The sequence below is a fragment of the Testudinibacter sp. P80/BLE/0925 genome (genome assembly GCF_053570785.1).
Genome location: NZ_CM131636.1, coordinates 2,536,090 through 2,553,465 on the forward strand (window position 1 = coordinate 2,536,090; position 17,376 = coordinate 2,553,465).

General features: G+C 45.9%; 26 protein-coding genes. All 26 read left to right on the plus strand.

Features of this window, described 5'->3' with window-relative positions:
- Positions 1-85 precede the first annotated feature (85 nt).
- Complete coding sequence (locus ACWA5Z_RS12255) at positions 86-403, plus strand: phage holin family protein (RefSeq protein ID WP_431052771.1); 318 nt, start codon at positions 86-88, stop codon at positions 401-403.
- Complete coding sequence (locus ACWA5Z_RS12260) at positions 396-800, plus strand: M15 family metallopeptidase (protein WP_431052773.1); 405 nt, start codon at positions 396-398, stop codon at positions 798-800. Before ACWA5Z_RS12255 ends, ACWA5Z_RS12260 begins: the two co-directional genes overlap by 8 nt.
- Positions 797-1,165, plus strand: coding sequence for a hypothetical protein (locus ACWA5Z_RS12265; protein WP_431052775.1), 369 nt, complete (start codon positions 797-799; stop codon positions 1,163-1,165). The genes ACWA5Z_RS12260 and ACWA5Z_RS12265 overlap by 4 nt, the downstream gene beginning before the upstream one ends.
- A gap of 25 nt (positions 1,166-1,190) precedes the next feature.
- On the plus strand, positions 1,191-1,370 hold the full coding sequence (gene lysC, locus ACWA5Z_RS12270; protein ID WP_431052777.1) for an Rz1-like lysis system protein LysC: 180 nt from the start codon (positions 1,191-1,193) through the stop codon (positions 1,368-1,370).
- Positions 1,354-1,668, plus strand: a complete 315-nt coding sequence (locus tag ACWA5Z_RS12275; RefSeq protein ID WP_431052779.1) for an HNH endonuclease — start codon at positions 1,354-1,356, stop codon at positions 1,666-1,668. The genes lysC and ACWA5Z_RS12275 overlap by 17 nt, the downstream gene beginning before the upstream one ends.
- Before the next feature lie 131 nt (positions 1,669-1,799).
- Positions 1,800-2,258 (plus strand): hypothetical protein, encoded by a 459-nt coding sequence (locus ACWA5Z_RS12280; protein WP_431052781.1) that lies wholly within the window; start codon positions 1,800-1,802, stop codon positions 2,256-2,258.
- A gap of 112 nt (positions 2,259-2,370) precedes the next feature.
- Positions 2,371-3,771, plus strand: a complete 1,401-nt coding sequence (locus ACWA5Z_RS12285) for a terminase large subunit (protein WP_431052783.1) — start codon at positions 2,371-2,373, stop codon at positions 3,769-3,771.
- On the plus strand, positions 3,768-5,006 hold the full coding sequence (locus ACWA5Z_RS12290; protein WP_431052785.1) for a phage portal protein: 1,239 nt from the start codon (positions 3,768-3,770) through the stop codon (positions 5,004-5,006). Before ACWA5Z_RS12285 ends, ACWA5Z_RS12290 begins: the two co-directional genes overlap by 4 nt.
- Positions 4,990-5,649, plus strand: a complete 660-nt coding sequence (locus tag ACWA5Z_RS12295) for an HK97 family phage prohead protease (RefSeq protein WP_431052787.1) — start codon at positions 4,990-4,992, stop codon at positions 5,647-5,649. Before ACWA5Z_RS12290 ends, ACWA5Z_RS12295 begins: the two co-directional genes overlap by 17 nt.
- A gap of 3 nt (positions 5,650-5,652) precedes the next feature.
- Positions 5,653-6,855 (plus strand): phage major capsid protein, encoded by a 1,203-nt coding sequence (locus tag ACWA5Z_RS12300; protein WP_431052789.1) that lies wholly within the window; start codon positions 5,653-5,655, stop codon positions 6,853-6,855.
- A 45-nt stretch (positions 6,856-6,900) separates the two neighbouring features.
- Positions 6,901-7,221 (plus strand): head-tail connector protein, encoded by a 321-nt coding sequence (locus ACWA5Z_RS12305; protein WP_431052791.1) that lies wholly within the window; start codon positions 6,901-6,903, stop codon positions 7,219-7,221.
- Between the two features lies 1 nt (position 7,222).
- Entirely contained in the window at positions 7,223-7,558 is a 336-nt protein-coding gene (locus tag ACWA5Z_RS12310) for a phage head closure protein (protein ID WP_431052793.1), read from the plus strand.
- Complete coding sequence (locus tag ACWA5Z_RS12315) at positions 7,539-8,021, plus strand: HK97-gp10 family putative phage morphogenesis protein (protein ID WP_431052795.1); 483 nt, start codon at positions 7,539-7,541, stop codon at positions 8,019-8,021. Before ACWA5Z_RS12310 ends, ACWA5Z_RS12315 begins: the two co-directional genes overlap by 20 nt.
- Positions 8,018-8,362 (plus strand): DUF3168 domain-containing protein, encoded by a 345-nt coding sequence (locus tag ACWA5Z_RS12320; protein ID WP_431052797.1) that lies wholly within the window; start codon positions 8,018-8,020, stop codon positions 8,360-8,362. The genes ACWA5Z_RS12315 and ACWA5Z_RS12320 overlap by 4 nt, the downstream gene beginning before the upstream one ends.
- A gap of 4 nt (positions 8,363-8,366) precedes the next feature.
- Positions 8,367-9,026 carry a hypothetical protein gene (locus ACWA5Z_RS12325; RefSeq protein WP_431052799.1) on the plus strand — a complete coding sequence of 220 codons (660 nt, stop codon included), beginning with the start codon at positions 8,367-8,369 and terminating at the stop codon, positions 9,024-9,026.
- A gap of 62 nt (positions 9,027-9,088) precedes the next feature.
- Complete coding sequence (locus ACWA5Z_RS12330; protein WP_431052801.1) at positions 9,089-9,511, plus strand: hypothetical protein; 423 nt, start codon at positions 9,089-9,091, stop codon at positions 9,509-9,511.
- An 8-nt stretch (positions 9,512-9,519) separates the two neighbouring features.
- Complete coding sequence (locus ACWA5Z_RS12335) at positions 9,520-9,786, plus strand: phage tail assembly protein T (RefSeq protein ID WP_431052803.1); 267 nt, start codon at positions 9,520-9,522, stop codon at positions 9,784-9,786.
- Positions 9,787-9,880: 94 nt separating this feature from the next.
- The gene (locus ACWA5Z_RS12340; RefSeq protein WP_431052805.1) at positions 9,881-10,243 is read left to right on the plus strand and encodes a hypothetical protein; all 363 of its coding nucleotides are present in this window, start codon (positions 9,881-9,883) and stop codon (positions 10,241-10,243) included.
- A gap of 8 nt (positions 10,244-10,251) precedes the next feature.
- Positions 10,252-11,094, plus strand: a complete 843-nt coding sequence (locus ACWA5Z_RS12345; protein WP_431052807.1) for an exonuclease domain-containing protein — start codon at positions 10,252-10,254, stop codon at positions 11,092-11,094.
- A gap of 40 nt (positions 11,095-11,134) precedes the next feature.
- Entirely contained in the window at positions 11,135-11,386 is a 252-nt protein-coding gene (locus ACWA5Z_RS12350) for a DUF2513 domain-containing protein (protein ID WP_431052809.1), read from the plus strand.
- Positions 11,387-11,440: 54 nt separating this feature from the next.
- Positions 11,441-11,641, plus strand: a complete 201-nt coding sequence (locus tag ACWA5Z_RS12355; protein WP_431052811.1) for a hypothetical protein — start codon at positions 11,441-11,443, stop codon at positions 11,639-11,641.
- 60 nt (positions 11,642-11,701) lie between these two features.
- On the plus strand, positions 11,702-15,061 hold the full coding sequence (locus tag ACWA5Z_RS12360) for a phage tail tape measure protein (RefSeq protein WP_431052813.1): 3,360 nt from the start codon (positions 11,702-11,704) through the stop codon (positions 15,059-15,061).
- Positions 15,048-15,374 (plus strand): phage tail protein, encoded by a 327-nt coding sequence (locus ACWA5Z_RS12365; RefSeq protein ID WP_431052815.1) that lies wholly within the window; start codon positions 15,048-15,050, stop codon positions 15,372-15,374. The genes ACWA5Z_RS12360 and ACWA5Z_RS12365 overlap by 14 nt, the downstream gene beginning before the upstream one ends.
- Entirely contained in the window at positions 15,371-16,090 is a 720-nt protein-coding gene (locus ACWA5Z_RS12370) for a phage minor tail protein L (RefSeq protein ID WP_431052817.1), read from the plus strand. The genes ACWA5Z_RS12365 and ACWA5Z_RS12370 overlap by 4 nt, the downstream gene beginning before the upstream one ends.
- Positions 16,091-16,099: 9 nt before the next feature.
- Positions 16,100-16,828, plus strand: a complete 729-nt coding sequence (locus ACWA5Z_RS12375; protein WP_431052819.1) for a C40 family peptidase — start codon at positions 16,100-16,102, stop codon at positions 16,826-16,828.
- A complete protein-coding gene (locus tag ACWA5Z_RS12380; RefSeq protein WP_431052821.1) occupies positions 16,771-17,373 on the plus strand; it encodes a tail assembly protein in 603 nt (200 codons plus the stop codon). Before ACWA5Z_RS12375 ends, ACWA5Z_RS12380 begins: the two co-directional genes overlap by 58 nt.
- Positions 17,374-17,376 lie beyond the last annotated feature (3 nt).

The window sequence follows — 17,376 nt, forward strand, 5'->3', positions numbered from 1 at the left end:
CTCGATAATACCAAATATAGATTTCCATAACCCTGATTGGTTTTCCAGTCGGGGTTTTTTATTGCCTATAGAAAAGGATTTCCCCATGCCAAGCCGTGACCCGAACAACTTAGATTCCTTTCTAAGCTGGATTCCGATTTTGTTGATTTCCGGCTTTGGCGGTGTCGCCAAATATTTAACCGATAGACAGTACAACAAAACACGTTGGAATATTTGGGAATTTCTTTCACAAATTCTCGTCTCTGCCTTTGCCGGTTTTATCGGTGGCTTAGTTTGTGTTTCCAGTGGTTTAGATCAGAACATGACATGGATCGGTGCCGGGCTGTCAGGCTACATGGGCAGTATCGCATTGAATGCGTTTTGGCGTTTCTTTTCAGCAAGAACAGGAGTAAACCATGACTAATTTTAAATTTGGCACAACCAGTGAAATTCGGTTGCAAGGAGTTCACCCTGATTTAGTCAAAGTCGTCCGTCTTGCACTAAAAAAATCCCCTGTTGATTTCGCGGTGATTGAGGGCAAGCGTTCTATTCAACGGCAAAAGCAACTCTTCACCGCTGGCAACAGCAAAACGATGCGCTCCCGACACTTGACCGGTCATGCGGTGGACTTGGTGCCATTGCCGGTGGATTGGAATAATAAACAAGCCTTTAATGACTTAGCAGCAGTGATGTTCGAAGCGGCAAAAGAATTGGGTGTGTCAATTCGTTGGGGTGGAGACTGGAACGAAAATGGGCGATCTGATGACGAACGCTTTTACGACGGACCGCACTTTGAATTGACGTGGAGGGCGTACCCATGAATGCGATATTACTCTCTTTCCTCAAAGCGTGTTGTGCCAATGTTGATAAGGCAGCCAAAGTTTTTGCAGTAATTTTCGTGGTTGGGCTACTGTGGCTGCAATATGAAAACAAAATTCAAATCGAGAAACAATCACACACGATTGATGCACTGCGTATCACGGTTGCCGAACGCAACGCTGAATTAAAACGCTTGAATGATACGCTGGCAATCCAAGCAGATATTACCAAACAACAACTGGCACACGAACAGGAAAAAAGGGAGCAAGCCGATGATCAAGTTAAAACGATTCGCGAGTTGCTCAAGGGCAATGTATGTGGCGATACTCACGCCCCTGCTGCTGTGCTTGAGCAGTTGCGCAAGTGAAGCGGTAATTAAGATTGAGACACACATGATCACCCCACCGCCGTCACTGCTAATCCCCTGCCCTGAGCCAATGCTACACGGTAACACCTACACCGCCATCACTGAGTATGCGGTGTTGCTTAAGCGTGACTTGCGGATTTGTGCAGGACGGCTGCAAGGCATAATTGATTATACGGAGGCGGTTCAGCGTGAAAAGTCGGAGTGATTGGCATCATCTGTACTATCGTAAGTCATGGAAACAGCTACGCTTAGATCACCTAGCCAAAGAACCTCTTTGCGTTTACTGTCAGCGTGACGGCAAAATAACACCGGCGACAGTTGTAGACCACATTACAGCGCATAAAGGTGATTTAAATTTATTCTTTAATCCTAACAACTTGCAGTCATTATGTAAGGTTCATCATGATAGCTCAAAGCAACGAGCAGAATCAAAAAATATTAACGAAATTGGTTGTGATGTAAACGGTTTTCCACTCGACCCTGAACACCCTTTCCATAATTGATAATGAATATCAAATAGGGGGAGGGTGGGTAAAAAGTTCAGCACTTTCGCCTGAACAACCGCCCATGGAACACACTTTTATCGCTAATCCAGTTTTTCCATTGAAAATTAGAGTATTAATAGGTTTTATTTATGAGTGGACGAAAATTAAGAAGTGATAGTGCCGCCGCTCAGGTCATGGCGGCAAAAGCTGCACAAACCCAAATATTACCGCCTGAAAAACTCAGTAAAGTCGAATTACAGTATTGGAATCAAATTATCAACAGCCGTGCCGGTGACTCTTGGACACCCAATGACCTGATCCAAGCGATGAACCTATCTAAGCTGTATGTCGAAATTGATAAACGACAGAAAGAAGTGGAAAAAGTCGGGCGTTATTTTATTGCCGCAAATGGCGAACCAAAGCTGCACCCGCTACACAAAATCATTGAGGATCTGAACTCGCGCGCATTATCGATGTGCCGAGCATTACAGATCCACAGCCGAGCAACTAATGGCGAAAGCCGAGACCAAATCAAGAAAAACAAACTGTACAGCGACACCCGAAAATTCATTGAAGATGACGACGGACTACTGGCAAGAATAAATTAATATGACTAGAGCTGAAAAAGTAATCGCCTTCATTGAGAAATATTGTCTAGTGCCGGAGGGCAAATTAGTCGGAAAACCGATACGCCTACTCCCCTTTCAGAAACGATTTATCATGGAAGTTTATGATAATCCGGTTGGCACTAACCATGGCATGCTCTCTATTGGCAGAAAAAACGGCAAGACCGCGCTTATTGCCTGCTTATTACTGGCACACCTTGTCGGTCCGGTAGCGATTCAAAACTCACAAATTGTCAGCGGCGCATTGAGTCGTGAACAAGCAGCATTGGTATTCAATCTCGCCGTAAAGATGATCAACCTTAATCCGGAGTTGCAGGATATTGCTCGAATTATCCCGTCTGGCAAACGCCTGATTGGTCTGTTGATGAATGTGGAATACAAGGCCCTTGCCGCCGACGGCAAAACCGCACAGGGTTTATCGCCCGTGTTGGCAATTCTTGACGAAGTCGGGCAAGTACAAGGCAGCCAATCGGCATTCGTGGACGCAATCACCACGGCACAAGGGGCGCATGAACACCCGCTCTTACTGACAATCAGCACACAGGCGGCAAACGATGCAGATTTACTCTCAATTTGGATAGATGATGCGCAAAACAATCATGATCCACATACCGTTTGCCATGTGTACACGGCAGATAAAGACTTAAAAATTACCGATCCCTCCGCATGGAAACAGGCAAACCCAGCTTTAGGGGTTTTCCGCAGCGAGGAAGACATCGCAAAACTGGCGGATAAAGCCAAACGGATGCCGGCATTTGAAAATACGTTTCGCAATCTGAACCTGAATCAACGGGTCAGTACGGTTTCAACCTTTGTCAGTGCCGACACCTGGAAAGAAAGCGGCTTAGTGGCAGAAACACCGGACGGCTTAATCGTCTATGGCGCACTGGATTTATCGGCTCGCACCGACTTGACCGCACTTATCTTGGTTGCACAGAATCCAAACGGCACAATTAACGTGTATTCCTATTTCTGGACACCGGAAATCGGTTTGAAAGAGCGCGCAACCAAAGACCGCGCACCATACGATGTTTGGGTCAAACAAGGGTTTATCCGCACTACACCGGGCGCAACCGTCGATTATGCCCATGTGGCCAAAGACATTGCCGAAATCATCAGTGATTTTGATATTCAAGCCATTGCCTTTGACCGCTGGCGAATTGACGTACTCAAAAAGGAATTGGATCAACTCGAGTTAATCCTCCCCTTAGTCCCATTCGGACAAGGGTTCAAAGATATGTCACCGGCAATAGATCGCTTGGAAAGCGATCTGCTCAATGCCCGTTTACGGCACGGAATGAATCCGGTTTTAACCATGTGTGCGGCGAATGCGGTTATTGCGCAAGATCCGGCAGGCAACCGCAAATTTGAAAAACACAAAGCAACAGGGCGAATCGACGGTATCGTCGCATTAGCCATGGCACTCGGTATCGCAGAAACAGCGGTGCAACCACAAGACATTGACAAATACTTAGAGGACATCATCATAGCATGACAACATTAAACGACAGCGGCTGGTGGTCACGCTTTTACGGTCGATGGTTTGGCGGTGCTAAACGACTGGATAAAGGCGATATAGCCACCCCACACATCAGCCAAACCACCGAATCCGGCAATATTGTCAATGCCGAAACCGCACTTAAACTCTCGGCGGTTTGGGCGTGTGTCAAACTGCGCAGCCAAACCATTGCCTCTTTGCCACTCCATTTACGCAATAGTAATCGCGAACAGGCAAACGAACACCCGCTTTACCGGATTATCCACGATTCACCGAATGCCGATATGTGCGCCAGTGAATTTTGGGAAGCGCAAAGTGCCAGCCTCGACCTATGGGGTAATGCTTACAGCTTGATCAACCGCACTTCGGGCAAAATTGTTTCTCTTGATGTATTAGATTCGCAATGTATGCGTGTCAAACGGGGGCGCAACGGCGAAATTATTTATCTCTATGACAAGAATAACAGTGACGGCGGTGAATATCTTGAAAGTGATATTCTGCATTTTCGCGGCTTCACTCTTGACGGACTTATCGGCTTGTCGCCGATTCAGTACCAAGCACAATGTATCGGCGCACAAGTTGATGCCAATAAAGCCGCTTCCTCCGCGTTTAAAAATAACCTGAAAGCCGGTGGCTTTATCAAGACCGGTAGCCGAGTATTGACCGACGAACAGCGCAGTCGAATGCGGCAAAATTTAGCCACATTCAGCGCCCCGGAAAATGCAGGAAAATGGATGGTGCTTGAAGCTGAAATGGAGCCTGCCAATTCAGCAGGCAGTTGGATCAACCCACTAGACGCACAACTACTCGAAAGCCGCTTCTTTGGCATCGAAGAAATCTGTCGAGCGTTTTCCGTGCCACCGCAACTGATTTACCGCACCGATAAAGCCTCATCGTGGGCTTCGAGCTTGGAACAAACCAATCTGGGTTTCTTAACGTATTCGTTGCAACCAACCCTGAAACGGATTGAACAAACGATTAGCCGTAAACTGTTCCAGCCGAGCGAGCGTAAGGAATTCTACCCTTTGTTCAGCGTTGAAGGGTTACTACGGGCAGATAGTGCCGGACGCGCAAACTTCTACGCACAAATGCTGCAAAACGGTGTCATGAGCCGTAACGAAGTGCGCAAACTGGAAAATTTACCACCGGTTGATGGCGGCGACACGCTGACCGTACAACTGAACCTTACATCTATTGAAAAAATCGGGGTGGAAAATGACACTCAAAACTAAAGATCTACAATTCAAAGCCGAAGCCGTCCAAGATGACGGTTTTTTTTCGGGCTATTGTAATGTATTTGACCTGAAAGATAGCTACGGCGACATCGTACGCAAAGGCGCATTTGCTCAAACCCTGTTGGACTGGGCGGGAAAAGGCAAAATGCCGCCGGTGCTTTGGAATCATGACCGCAATCAGCCGATTGGGGTTTGGACATCACTCAAAGAAGACGATCACGGCTTATACGGTGAAGGGAAATTATTAATTAATGATGTAGCCCGAGCGAAAGAAGTCCATGCGCTACTCAAAGCGGGAGCAATTGACGGCTTATCTATCGGCTATCGCCTGAATAAATGGACCTATGACGAAAAGGACGATGTGCTAGAAATCTTAGATGTAGATCTGAAAGAAGTCTCGGTCGTCACCTATCCGGCAAACGTGGAAAGCACGGTTTCCAATGTTAAAACCGCACTTTTACACGGTGAACTGCCGACCCTATCCGAATTTGAAAAATTCCTGCGTGAGGCAGGCTTTTCCAAAATGCAAGCTACAGCTATCGCGGGGCATGGTTTGCGCAAACTCCTTCGGGGCGAGCCTGAAAAAACAGAAGTTGATACCGCACTTACCATTTTAAAATCAATTAATACGGGAGAATAACGTATGCCAGAACAAAATTTAGAACAGCTTGCCACCGAGCTGAAAAAAGCCACTGACGGCGTAAAAGCCATGGGCGAAGAATTGCAAGGGCGCATGGGGAAAGGTGAAAAAAGCCTCGATTCCTTGAAAGAACAAGTGGACGAAGCCTTATCTTCAATGGGCGATGTCAAAAGCCGCTTAGATGAAGCCGAACAAAAATTGGCACGTCGTGGCGCAAGCGATACTCAATCCGGCAAATCATTAGGGCAACAACTGGTTGAATCGGAACAATTCAAAGCCTTTGCGCAAGATCCACGCTCAGGGCGCTCCGCTCGCTTGGACATAAAAGCGACTATCACCAGTGCCACCGCCGATGCCGCCGGTTCAGCCGGTGCGTTAGTGCCGGAACAACGCTTACCGGGCATTATTGCGCCGCCGGATATGCGCTTAACCATTCGCGACCTCTTGGCGAAAGGGACAACCAGTAGCAACTCAATCACCTACATCAAAGAAACCGGCTTTACCAACAGCGCCGGCTATCAGAAAAAAGAGGGCGACAAAAAGGCGCAATCGGATCTGAAATTCGGAGAAGAAACCGTCGGCGTGAAAACCATTGCCCATTTTATGAAAGCATCACGCCAAATCTTAGACGATGCCGATATGCTGCAAAGCTATATCAGTGGACGGCTATTCTTTGGCTTAAAACTGTTCGAAGAAAAACAATTGCTGAACGGCACCGGCAGCAATGGCGAGCTAAACGGAATTTTAACGCAAGCGACAACCTTTGCTGATCCGGCAAAACTGACCGAATACACCATTATCGATCAGCTTCGCCTTGCATTATTGCAAGCAATCATTGCGGAATACCCACCAAACGGCTTTATTTTGAATCCGATTGATTGGGCGAAAATTGAATTGCAAAAAGACGGACAAGGTCGCCACATCATCGGCAATCCGCAAAGTTTGGCGCAACCGACACTGTGGGGGCTTTCTGTTGTACAAACCCAAGCAATGACAGCCGGACAATTCCTGACAGGTGCATTCAACTTAGGCGCACAGATTTTTGATCGCCAAGCGTCCGCAATTGCGGTATCCACCGAAAATGAAGACGACTTCATCAAAAACTTAGTCACCATCTTGTGTGAAGAACGCCTAGCGTTAGCAGTTTACCGCCCGGAAGCCTTTATCAAAGGCACATTGGCGGCGAAAGCAGCAGTCGGCGGCTAATCTCCCTGCCCTCTTCGGAGGGCATTTTTTTGAGGCGGGAGCGATATGTTAATTACGTTGGAACACATTAAACTGCATTGTCGTATTGATCACGATGAAGAAGACAATCTGTTAATCGGTTATGCCAATGCGGCACAGGATTATCTGGAAGCGCAACTCAACCGCAAGCTATATCAAGCTGAAGCACCTGAAAACGATCCGGACGGAATGGTGATCAACCACGCCTTACGCCACGCCATGTTAATGCTGGTGGCGCATTGGTACGAACACCGTGAAAGTGCGGTCATCGGTAATGGCGCTGTCAGCAAAGAGATCGAGGACGGGGCATGGCGACTGCTCCAACCATACCGAATTATGGGGGTGTAGCGTGCAAATCGGCAAACTCCGACACCGTATAACCTTACAGCAGCAAATCAGCACACTAAACAGCTACGGTAGCGCGATCACTGATTGGGAAGATGTCGCAACCGTTTGGGCAGAAATCAAACCACTATCAGGGCGAGAATACTTTGCAGCAGAACAAGTGCAGTCGGAAATTACCACCCAAATCTGGTTGCGTTATCGTCCGGATATTCAGCCGACCATGCGGGTGAAATGGGGTGACCGCACTTTTGAGGTGGTTTCGGCAATCAACCATAACGAGCGGAATACTGCACTGCAACTGATGTGCAAGGAGCGAATCAATGGGCAGCGTCACGGTTAAAGTCAGCGGGCTAAAAGAATTGCAAAAAGCAATGGGGGAACTTGGTAGAAAAGCCAGTAATCGCATCGCCGTTAAAGCCATGCGAAAAGGCGGTGCTATTGTGCGCGACAAAGCGCGCGCCAATGCACCAGTCTTAACAGAAAACGTACCGCACAGAAAAGCAGGTACAGTAAAAAAAGCCATTTCTAGCCGCACCAAAATCGGCAGAAACGGCAAAACCAACACCTATGTTTGGGTGAAAGGGCTTTCTACCAAGCAAATCCTCAAATTCAAGGGCAAAACAGGCAGAAGCGGTGCATTTAATCCGAAAGATCCGTTTTACTGGCGTTTTTTGGAATTCGGCACATCAAAAATGCCGGCAAAACCCTTTATGCGCCCAGCTTTTGAGCAAAGCAAACAACAGGCGGCAAAAGCCATTATTGACACCTTACGCACCGAAATTCTCAAGGAAGGCAATCAATGATCCAAGAAAAACTCTACTCCGCCCTGTCGCCTTTGGTGTCGGGGCGTTGTTTTTATGAGGTCGTGCCGGAAACCAATACCGAGTACCCGGTTATCGTGTATCAGTTTCCACTGATTTCGCCTAATTCCGCACTGGAAGACGGTGATTTAGACGATTTTCAGGTACAGATCGATATTTATAGCCGCCATTCGGACGATGTTTTTAACTTGCGCAAACCGGTCTTTCTGGCATTAGAAAACGCGTTTGAATTTGCGGAACGCATTAACGATCACAGCGATTACGAGCCGGACACCAAATTGCACCGGCGATTAATTTTATACACCATAGCATATGAGGGCTAAACTTATGACAACACAAACCACCCCGTTTCAGGGAACAAAATTTTACTTGGGCAAAGGTATTGTACAAAACAGTGAAAAAACGATTACCGCGTGTGAAGTAACCGATGTCGCTACAATCACCATTGCAGACGGTACCTTTGCTAAAGGCGACTTAATCCGAATCACAGGCTTAGGCAGCCTTGACGGTTACTACCCTGTTAAATCGGCTACCACCACCAAAATCACCTTTGCCGACGAAGTGGATTGGTCGAACTTCGACAAACCAACGGTATTCACCAATGCCAAAGCGGCTAAAGTAGATTGGTCATCAAATTTCTGTGCCATCAAAAATATTGAAATTGACGGTGACACCTTAACCGAAGAAGACGTTACCACCATGTGTTCAGAAGGCACGGAAACCGAACCGGGCGACATCGAATTCGGTTCGGTCAAACTGACCTTTTTCTACGCGCCTGCCACGACAATGCAAGCGGATCTCCGTAAGAAATTCTACGGCAAAGAAACGTTCCCGTACAAAATGGTACTGCGCAAAGAACAAGGCTCTATCTACGGCACAGGCTTCATTCAAACCGGTGCTAATGCCTCCGGTGAAGTCAAAGGCAAATTCGAATCCGGTATCACGATTAAAAAATCAAAACGCGATTACTTGCTGCCGGTGGCGTAAGCCGAACCGCACTTTTATGCCCTGCTTCGGTGGGGCTTATTTTTGACTAAAAGGACATCGTTATGACACAACAAAATGGCAACCGCCAAGATTTATTTGCAATCAAACCTAAATTAACTCCCGTTGAAATTCACGGCAAAACGTTTTTTATCCGTGAACTTAATGTCGGTGAAACCAATAAAGCGCTGTACGGACAGCGTGCTGCGTTGCTTAAACTCGCCCAAGAACAAAGCATTGAGCTGAACATGGAAGACGAGCTGGTGCTGACCATGCAGCTACGCAACGTGTACGATCCGTACACCCTCGCACGCAACATTGCCACACGTTTATGTGACGAAAACGGCAAAAACCTGTTCAATGCCGATAGCCAAGACGACTTAGATCAGATTTTGACCCTCGACGGCTCAGTGCTTGACGCAATCAATAAGGTCTTGGCAACGGAAGAACCGGAAAAAAACTCACCGAACGCCGACGATTCCAACTAACCCTATCGTTGGCGTTAGGCAAAACGCTACAAGAAATCGAAACCATGCCCGAACCGCACTTGCGTGAATATCAGCAATTTTATCAAGAGCAACCGTTCGGGCTGTGGCGTGACGATTTCAGAACAGCACAAATCGCCTATTTACTGGCAGCCGTCAATTCAGATCCGAAAAAATCATCACCGAAACTCACCAACTTTATGCCGTTCTTTACGGATAAAAGTGCGGTGGCGGACGATGACGACGATGGCAGCGAAGAGTTTTTGGCGAATAGATAGCCCGAATAACCGGGCTATAAATTTGATCCGGCTCACTTTAATTGTCAGAAAATTATGATAATGTTGCTCTACATTTTGATAACAAGGAGCAAAAATGAAAAAGGTATTGACCACCATTTTACTAAGCGCATTCCTTACTGCATGTATAGGCAGTCAAGGAATGAAAAAGGATAAATTATTACAAGAAAAACCAACACTTGACCTAATAACCACAAAAACTGTTGATGAATATTTTCAATGTATTAAACCATTTTGGCTACATCATTTAGGTTATCATGAAGAAAAAAGAGAAAATGATATTCGATTAAGTTCTACTCCTAATGTAAATGTTGTCAGATTTATTTTGGATATAAAGAAAGCATATAAAGGCAGCAATATCTTATTTTATAATGGTACGCAAACAACATTTGCTTTAGGTGATGTTTTATACCCAATAGAAAATTGTGCGAAATATTAGGCAGAAAAATGGATAAATTTGTTGTCGTTGACATTGAAACTGCGAACCCCAATTTAACTTCTATATGCCAAATTGGAATCGCTATTTATCATAATGGTGCGCTGGTAAAAACTTGGGATTCGTTGATTAATCCGTGTGACTATTTTGATCCTATGAATATATGTATACATGGAATAACCCCCTCACAAGTAAAAAATGCGCCTACGATTATACAAGTTAAAGACCAAATACTTTCATTATTTAGTAAGTATGTGATCTGCTCATATGGTGCCTTTGACAGAGTATCGCTAACAAGGTTATTTCCGGAAATAGATAATGAGTGGCTTGATATTATGCGCGTTGTTCGGCGTTCATGGAATAATAAATTCTCAGAAAAAGGATATGGACTTGCCAAAGTTGCTAAATATTTAAATATAAGATTAGAAAATCATCACAACGCTCTTGATGATGCAATTATTGCAGGGGAAATTTTAAATAGAGCAATATGTGATAGCGAGCAGGATTTATCTTTTTGGCTTTCTCGCATCAAAAAACCGATGGATATAGAAAAGGCTATAATCAGTAGAATAGGCAATCCTGATGGTATTTTATTTGGAGAAACAGTTGTATTTACAGGAGAATTATCAATTCCAAGACGTGAAGCCGCAGAGAAAGCGGCTATAGTAGGGTGTAATGTCGTAGATGGTGTATCAAAAAAAGTGACTATGCTCGTTATCGGTATTCAAGATAAAGATAAACTAAGAGGCAAAGAATTAAGCAATAAAGAAATAAAAGCTCAAGAACTAATAACTAAAGGTCATAATATAATGATCCTGTCCGAAAGTGATTTTTTCAATTTGATAAATGAATAGTTGACATACCTTCTATAAAAGCGGAAAACCGCACCCGACAGTGATCTGCCCCCAAAAAGTTGGACGATTAAATGATGCTGGGTTGATTTTAATTGATGACCTGTCCGATGCTGGTGGCGAAGATTACGTTGCCCTTTCTCTAATGTGGCAAGGACACGCGTTTCTAGACAAAATCCGAAATGACAGCATTTGGAACTCGGTTAAAAGTACGATCAAAACAAAAGGTGTCGATCTCTCGTTTGACTTGATAAAAACCGTGACAACAACGGCAATTAAAGGGCTATTTAATTGAAAAATCGGCGAAATTGTGTTATATATTGAGTAGTTGATAATGAGGGAGGTGGTTATGTTTCGTTGGCTTGTTGATCGAATGATTGATGCTGCGGCATTGGTGTTTATTCCAATCTTTGCTTTTATTTTTTTAAGCGACTTCTTTTTATCAAGAACTACAAATGAAAGATTATTAATTCTTGCGGTTTTATTTGGACCTTTGATTATTTTTTATTTAAACAAATACCAAAAATATCAACACAGTAAGAATAAATGATTCAAAACATACAAGGTTACTAAGCTCGCTTCGGCGGGCTTTTTTTTATGGGAGAAATACATGGCTGGGGCATTAGGTGGATTAAATATCTGGATTGGACTAGATAGTGTTGCCTTTCAAAAAGGGTTAGATAAAGCAGAATACCAAACGCAAAAATTTGTAAAAAGTACAGATAAGGCGTTCAAAAATGTTGAAAAAAGCCTGAAAAATTTAGAGAAGGCTAGTGGTTGGGCTACTAAAGGCTTTTTAGGCGGAAAGGCTGTAGGTCTAGGCAAATCAGTTATTCAACATGCCGACGCTTATACCGAAATCGGCAACCGAATGAAATTGGTTACTTCAAATTCAGTAGAAAGTGCGCGTGCAATGCAAACGGTATTTGATGTCTCACTGCGCACCAATCAAAGTGTTGATGGAACTGCACAAGTTTATCAACGCTTTGCACAAAATGCGCAGCAACTTGGGATTAGTCAAGCGCAAGTTGCCAGCTTAACAGAAACCGTCTCAAAAGCCGTGGCGATTTCAGGGGCAAGTGCGGCATCGGCGCAAGCGGCATTAATGCAATTCGGGCAATCTTTAGCCTCTGGTGTTTTTCGTGGACAAGAATTTAACTCCGTCATGGAGCAAACACCGGGATTAGCGCAAGCTATCGCTAGAGGCTTAGGTGTTACCATAGGTGAACTTCGCCAAATGGCAAATGACGGCAAGCTGACAATGGACGTGCTTATTCCAGCGTTGGAAAAAGCCAAAGCCAGTGTAGATCAGCAATTTTCAACGCGTGTATTAACGGTATCAGCCGCATTCGAAAATCTGAAAACCGCCACCACCCAATGGATCGGCGAACTCAATACTGGCACTCTCAGTACGAGTACTTTAGCTAAAGGAATTAATATTGTTGCCAATAATTTTGATCAGGCAACAAAAGCTGCCGCTGGTTTTGCGGCAATCGCAGGCTATATCGCGCTACGCTCAAAAATTTCTACACTTGCAGATAATCAAAATCAAAAAATGTTGGCTCAACAACAAGTTGTACTTGAACAGCAAAAAGCAACCGCATTGGCACAAACTACGCAAGCGAATTATTCCAAAGTGCGGTCAGAATATGACTTAGCGAAAGCCGAAATCAGCAGTATGCAAACGACACGCCAACAAATTGTCGTTGAGCGTGAAAAACTTGCGGTGCAAATTCAAGGCGCGGCATCTTATTCTGAGCGTAAGCTCTTAAGCGCGGAATTAGCGTTGCTAACTCAAAAAGAAACGACACTGACGCAACTACAAAGTGCCGCTGAACAAAAAATGATAGCAACCAAAAAAGGGTTAAAAATTGCCTATGCTGAAAATGCTGTAGCACAAAGTGCTTATTCTGCGGGCATGATCAAAGCGGGAACAGCAACCAAACTTTTTCAAGCCTTATCAGTTGGTGTTCGTAACGAATTAAAAATGCTCAAAGTCGCATTTTTAACCAACCCTATCGGAATAATGCTGACGGGTGTAACCGCCTTAGCAGGGCTTTATATGCTACTTGGTGATTCTACCGATGAAGCCAAGCGTGCGCAGTTAGAATATGCTGAAGCCCTTGATGTCAGTGAAAGCGCATTGAAAAGCATGACCGCGGCGCAGGTCGAGGCGAATGTGACGTTGCTGTCTGCCGCAATCGCGGCACAGTCCGCAGCATTGGAAAAATTAACCCAACAATATGAGCGCGCTAAACAAGCCGCGAAAGAAAGTAGCATTACCACCTATGATAGTTTTGGTGGTCCATCTTATACCTACAACAAATCTGACAAAGAGATGGTAACCGCGCGGCAAGAAGAGGCGCGGCTGTTGCTGGCGGTGAAAGAGGCGCAGGATAAGGTAGCGGCTTCCCAAGAGAAATTGGCACAGTTGGCTGGCATTCAAGCTGATAAAATCAAAGATGAGTTAAATGCGGCATTGAAAGACAGCGGCGTTATTTTGCAGCAGCTTGATCCGGATATGCAGAAATTTGCCAATGAGTTGCTCGATGTGAATAGCCATGTGCTGACCCTTAATCCGAATTTGAAAGCCTTAATGGGAACAACCTTGCAATTGGCAAGTGCGGCGGTGCAAGCGGCTTTAGGTTTGGAGCAAATGAACCAAGCCAAAAACCAAGTGTATAGCGACAATGCGCAGCAGGAAATTGAACGGCTACAGCGTCAAGCTAAGATCGCTGGTGCGAAAACTGATAAAGAACGGATCAAATACCAAGTGGAAGACTACCGTGCAGGCTTAGAAAAGCGTGCGGAAAAAGACGGTTTAAGCCAGTACGATATTGACGGTATGGCAGCGGCATATGAAAAGATGTTGGCAACTCGGCAAGGCAATAAGCCGACCAAATCCGGCAAAAAAGAAAAATCCCTTGAAGATTGGAAAACGGATTGGGATAGCTTCCATGATGAAATTCAACGCTCGAATGCATCGGCGATGAAAACGATTGAATTGAATGAGTTGCGTCTGTCGCAAAAGATTGATGAATTTCGGAAAAATGGGGTAATCAGCGAGGCGGAAGCGGCGGCGGCACGGTTGCAGATTGAGCAACGCTATATCCAAGAGCGGTTAGAACTAGCGGGGCAATACAATCAAGCCATCGCGGCACAGCAACGCTACAAAAAAATCATGGAAGATGTGACCGCACTTGAGAAGTCGGGGCATTTAACCAAAGACCAAGCCGACGAGGTGAAATCAGAAGCAAATTGGCAACTGTGGAAAGATCAGGCGGATAAAAGCGACCCGCTCAACGGGGTGACGGTAGCAATGCACGACTTCGGCAAAGCGACAGAAGATGTCATGGGCAACGTTGCCAACATCACGCAAAATGCCCTCGGTGGTATGTCGGACGCGCTGACGGATTTTGTGCTGACGGGTAAAGCGGATTTTCGCGGCTTAGCACAGTCTATTATCAAAGACATCACTGGCATGATTATCAAGATGATGATTTTCAATGCACTGAAGTCCGCTTTAGGTGGAACATCATTGGGTGCCGCATTGGGATTTGATGGTGGAGGTTTAGTCGGTTTTGACGGCGGCGGCTACACAGGACACGGCAATCGTCTAACCCCGGCAGGTATCGTCCACAAAGGCGAATACGTCTTGACAAAAGAAGCAACAAGCCGCATTGGTCGGGAGTATTTAGACTTTTTGAATTATGCCGGTGGCCGTGGTTTTGCCAATGGTGGTGGCGTTGCCGTGCCGAAAGTGCCGAGTATGAATTATCGTGCGCAAAGCGCAAGCAACAACGAAAACCATGTTGAGATTACGGTAAACGTCACGGAAAGCGGTCAGAATGCCGATGTACAAGCCAGCGGCAAAATGGGTGCGGAATTGGGGCGCATGATAAAAAGCAAAGTGCTTGAAGTGCTGAATGAACAAAGTCGAGCGGGAGGTATGCTGCGTGGAAGTATTTAACTATTGCCCTTTACCGGGCATGACGGTGGACAATGAACCGGCGGTAAACGAAGTGCAGTTTAATGACGGCTACGTTCAACGCCGCCCAAAAGGGATTAACAATCTACTAAGGAAATACCCGGCAACCTTTAAAGTGCGGAATGAAAAGCGTCTTGATGTGGACGCTTTTTTTATGCGTCATGGGGGCTATTTGCCTTTTCTTTGGCAAGATCCATACAGCGGAAAACAGGTCAAAGTGATTTGTAGCAAGTGGTCGGCAAAAATGGGGCGCACGCATACCGAATTTAGTTGCGAAATTAAGGAGACCCGATGAGACCGATTAGCACAAAATTTAAGGTGGAATTGAGCAAGCTCACCCAAGATGCGTTGCTTGAGCTGTGGGAGATTGATCTGCGCGCTATCAAAGACAGAGACGGCAGTTACGGCGATATTTACCGTTTTCACAACGGCTTAAATGGCGTGAATGCCGATGTTGTTTTTGCCGGCAACCGCTATACCGCATTTCCAATTCATGCGTCGGGATTTGAATCTAGCAGTCAAGGACCAAGCAACCGTCCTACCCTATCGATTGCCAATTTAAACGGTTTGGTTACCGCCATTTCTGAGCGTTATTCCCAAGCCGTCGGCGCACGAGTAAAGCGGGTGCTGGTGCTGGCGAAATACATTGATGCGGTTAATTTTGCCAGTGGTAAAAACCCCTACGCCGACACCAATGAGGGTGCAATCAGTCATTATCTGATCGAACGGCTATCACAATTGGATAATGATGTCGGCACTTTCGAACTGGCAAGCCCGGCGGAAACCGATAAGGCACGGATTCCGCTACGCATGATCACCGCAGATGTCTGCGCTTTCCAATACCGTAGTCCGGAGTGCGGTTACACTGGCGGCGCGGTTGCCGATGAATTCGATCAACCGACCAACGATCCAAAAAAAGACCGTTGCTCGCACTGTTTAACCGGCTGCCGATTCCGCTTTGGTAATGGCATATTACCCTTTGGCGGCTTTCCGTCAGTGAATAAATTTTAGGATATTCAGATGACACTCGAACAACACATCATCGCTTATGCCAAAAGCTACGAACCGCAAGAAATCTGCGGTTTTGTTGTTTTTGAGGGGGCGCAACAGCGATTTATTGCTTGCGACAATATTGCCGCTGAGCCGGAACGCTATTTTGAAATTCACCCGGACGATTGGCTGAAAGCGCAATTAGCGGACGGAATTGTTGCGCTGGTGCATTCGCACCCCGACGGATTGCCATTTTTATCCGAAGCGGATCGACAAATGCAAGTGCGGTCAGGCTTGGACTGGTGGCTAGTCTGTGATGAAAAAATTCACCAATTCCGCCATGTACCGCACTTGATCGGACGAGAATTTGCGCACGGCACGGCAGACTGCTACAGCTTGTTTCGTGATGCCTATATGCTCGCAGGGTTTGATTTTCCTGAATTTACTTACGATGAAGAATGGTATCGGGAAGAACAAGATTTGTATCTCGACAACATGGCTAAACACGGATTTACCTGTGTTAGCGAGCCGCAACCGGGCGATGTGATCCTTATGCAGATTTCTTCCCCTGTCGCCAATCATGCGGCAATTTATCTCGGCAATCAACAAATGTTGCACCATACCCCGAACCGCTTATCCAAGCGCGATATTTATGGGGGATATTGGCAACGCAGCACGCACAGTATTTGGAGGCATTCACAATGGCAACCGTCAAACTTCACGGCGATTTACAACGATTTGGCAGCCAGTTCGAATTAGCGGTAGAAAGCACCGCCGAAGCGATTCGCGGACTGTGCTATCAAATTCAAGGGCTGAAACGGCATTTAAACAACGGTTTGTACAAAGTGCGGATCGGTAATCGTTATCTTGACAACCGAGATGTTGGCAAAGGGGTACACGAGAAAATTGGCAAGCATACCGTGATCAACATTATGCCGGTGCTGGCAGGTGCGAAAAACGGCGGTATGTTTCAAATTATTGTCGGTGCAATTTTGATTGCCGCCTCATGGTGGGCTGGCGGTGCTGCGGGCTGGGCATATCTCGGCGCAACCGGATACGGCATGGCAACCGCCGCATTCATGATGGGTGCTTCAATGATGTTGGGCGGGGTTTCGCAAATGCTGACCAAAACCCCCAGCATGGATATGAAGCTATCGGAAAGCGAGAAAAAAACCAATACCTCATTTTCGGGCATTAAAAATTTAACCCCGCAAGGACGACCAGTGCCGCTGTTATATGGGGAAATGATGCACAGCTTTGTTTTAATCAGCCAAGGAACTGAAGTTTATACACCGGAGGAATAAAAT

What these genes read in the sequence shown, in the direction of transcription:
- ACWA5Z_RS12255 (WP_431052771.1), top strand. Translation starts at nt 86, where the DNA reads ATGCCAAGCCGTGACCCGAACAACTTAGATTCCTTTCTAAGCTGGATT.
- ACWA5Z_RS12260 (WP_431052773.1), top strand. Translation starts at nt 396, where the DNA reads ATGACTAATTTTAAATTTGGCACAACCAGTGAAATTCGGTTGCAAGGA.
- ACWA5Z_RS12265 (WP_431052775.1), top strand. Translation starts at nt 797, where the DNA reads ATGAATGCGATATTACTCTCTTTCCTCAAAGCGTGTTGTGCCAATGTT.
- lysC (WP_431052777.1), top strand. Translation starts at nt 1,191, where the DNA reads ATGATCACCCCACCGCCGTCACTGCTAATCCCCTGCCCTGAGCCAATG.
- ACWA5Z_RS12280 (WP_431052781.1), top strand. Translation starts at nt 1,800, where the DNA reads ATGAGTGGACGAAAATTAAGAAGTGATAGTGCCGCCGCTCAGGTCATG.
- ACWA5Z_RS12285 (WP_431052783.1), top strand. Translation starts at nt 2,371, where the DNA reads ATGGAAGTTTATGATAATCCGGTTGGCACTAACCATGGCATGCTCTCT.
- ACWA5Z_RS12290 (WP_431052785.1), top strand. Translation starts at nt 3,768, where the DNA reads ATGACAACATTAAACGACAGCGGCTGGTGGTCACGCTTTTACGGTCGA.
- ACWA5Z_RS12295 (WP_431052787.1), top strand. Translation starts at nt 4,990, where the DNA reads ATGACACTCAAAACTAAAGATCTACAATTCAAAGCCGAAGCCGTCCAA.
- ACWA5Z_RS12300 (WP_431052789.1), top strand. Translation starts at nt 5,653, where the DNA reads ATGCCAGAACAAAATTTAGAACAGCTTGCCACCGAGCTGAAAAAAGCC.
- ACWA5Z_RS12305 (WP_431052791.1), top strand. Translation starts at nt 6,901, where the DNA reads ATGTTAATTACGTTGGAACACATTAAACTGCATTGTCGTATTGATCAC.
- ACWA5Z_RS12315 (WP_431052795.1), top strand. Translation starts at nt 7,539, where the DNA reads ATGGGCAGCGTCACGGTTAAAGTCAGCGGGCTAAAAGAATTGCAAAAA.
- ACWA5Z_RS12320 (WP_431052797.1), top strand. Translation starts at nt 8,018, where the DNA reads ATGATCCAAGAAAAACTCTACTCCGCCCTGTCGCCTTTGGTGTCGGGG.
- ACWA5Z_RS12325 (WP_431052799.1), top strand. Translation starts at nt 8,367, where the DNA reads ATGACAACACAAACCACCCCGTTTCAGGGAACAAAATTTTACTTGGGC.
- ACWA5Z_RS12330 (WP_431052801.1), top strand. Translation starts at nt 9,089, where the DNA reads ATGACACAACAAAATGGCAACCGCCAAGATTTATTTGCAATCAAACCT.
- ACWA5Z_RS12340 (WP_431052805.1), top strand. Translation starts at nt 9,881, where the DNA reads ATGAAAAAGGTATTGACCACCATTTTACTAAGCGCATTCCTTACTGCA.
- ACWA5Z_RS12345 (WP_431052807.1), top strand. Translation starts at nt 10,252, where the DNA reads ATGGATAAATTTGTTGTCGTTGACATTGAAACTGCGAACCCCAATTTA.
- ACWA5Z_RS12355 (WP_431052811.1), top strand. Translation starts at nt 11,441, where the DNA reads ATGTTTCGTTGGCTTGTTGATCGAATGATTGATGCTGCGGCATTGGTG.
- ACWA5Z_RS12360 (WP_431052813.1), top strand. Translation starts at nt 11,702, where the DNA reads ATGGCTGGGGCATTAGGTGGATTAAATATCTGGATTGGACTAGATAGT.
- ACWA5Z_RS12370 (WP_431052817.1), top strand. Translation starts at nt 15,371, where the DNA reads ATGAGACCGATTAGCACAAAATTTAAGGTGGAATTGAGCAAGCTCACC.
- ACWA5Z_RS12375 (WP_431052819.1), top strand. Translation starts at nt 16,100, where the DNA reads ATGACACTCGAACAACACATCATCGCTTATGCCAAAAGCTACGAACCG.
- ACWA5Z_RS12380 (WP_431052821.1), top strand. Translation starts at nt 16,771, where the DNA reads ATGGCAACCGTCAAACTTCACGGCGATTTACAACGATTTGGCAGCCAG.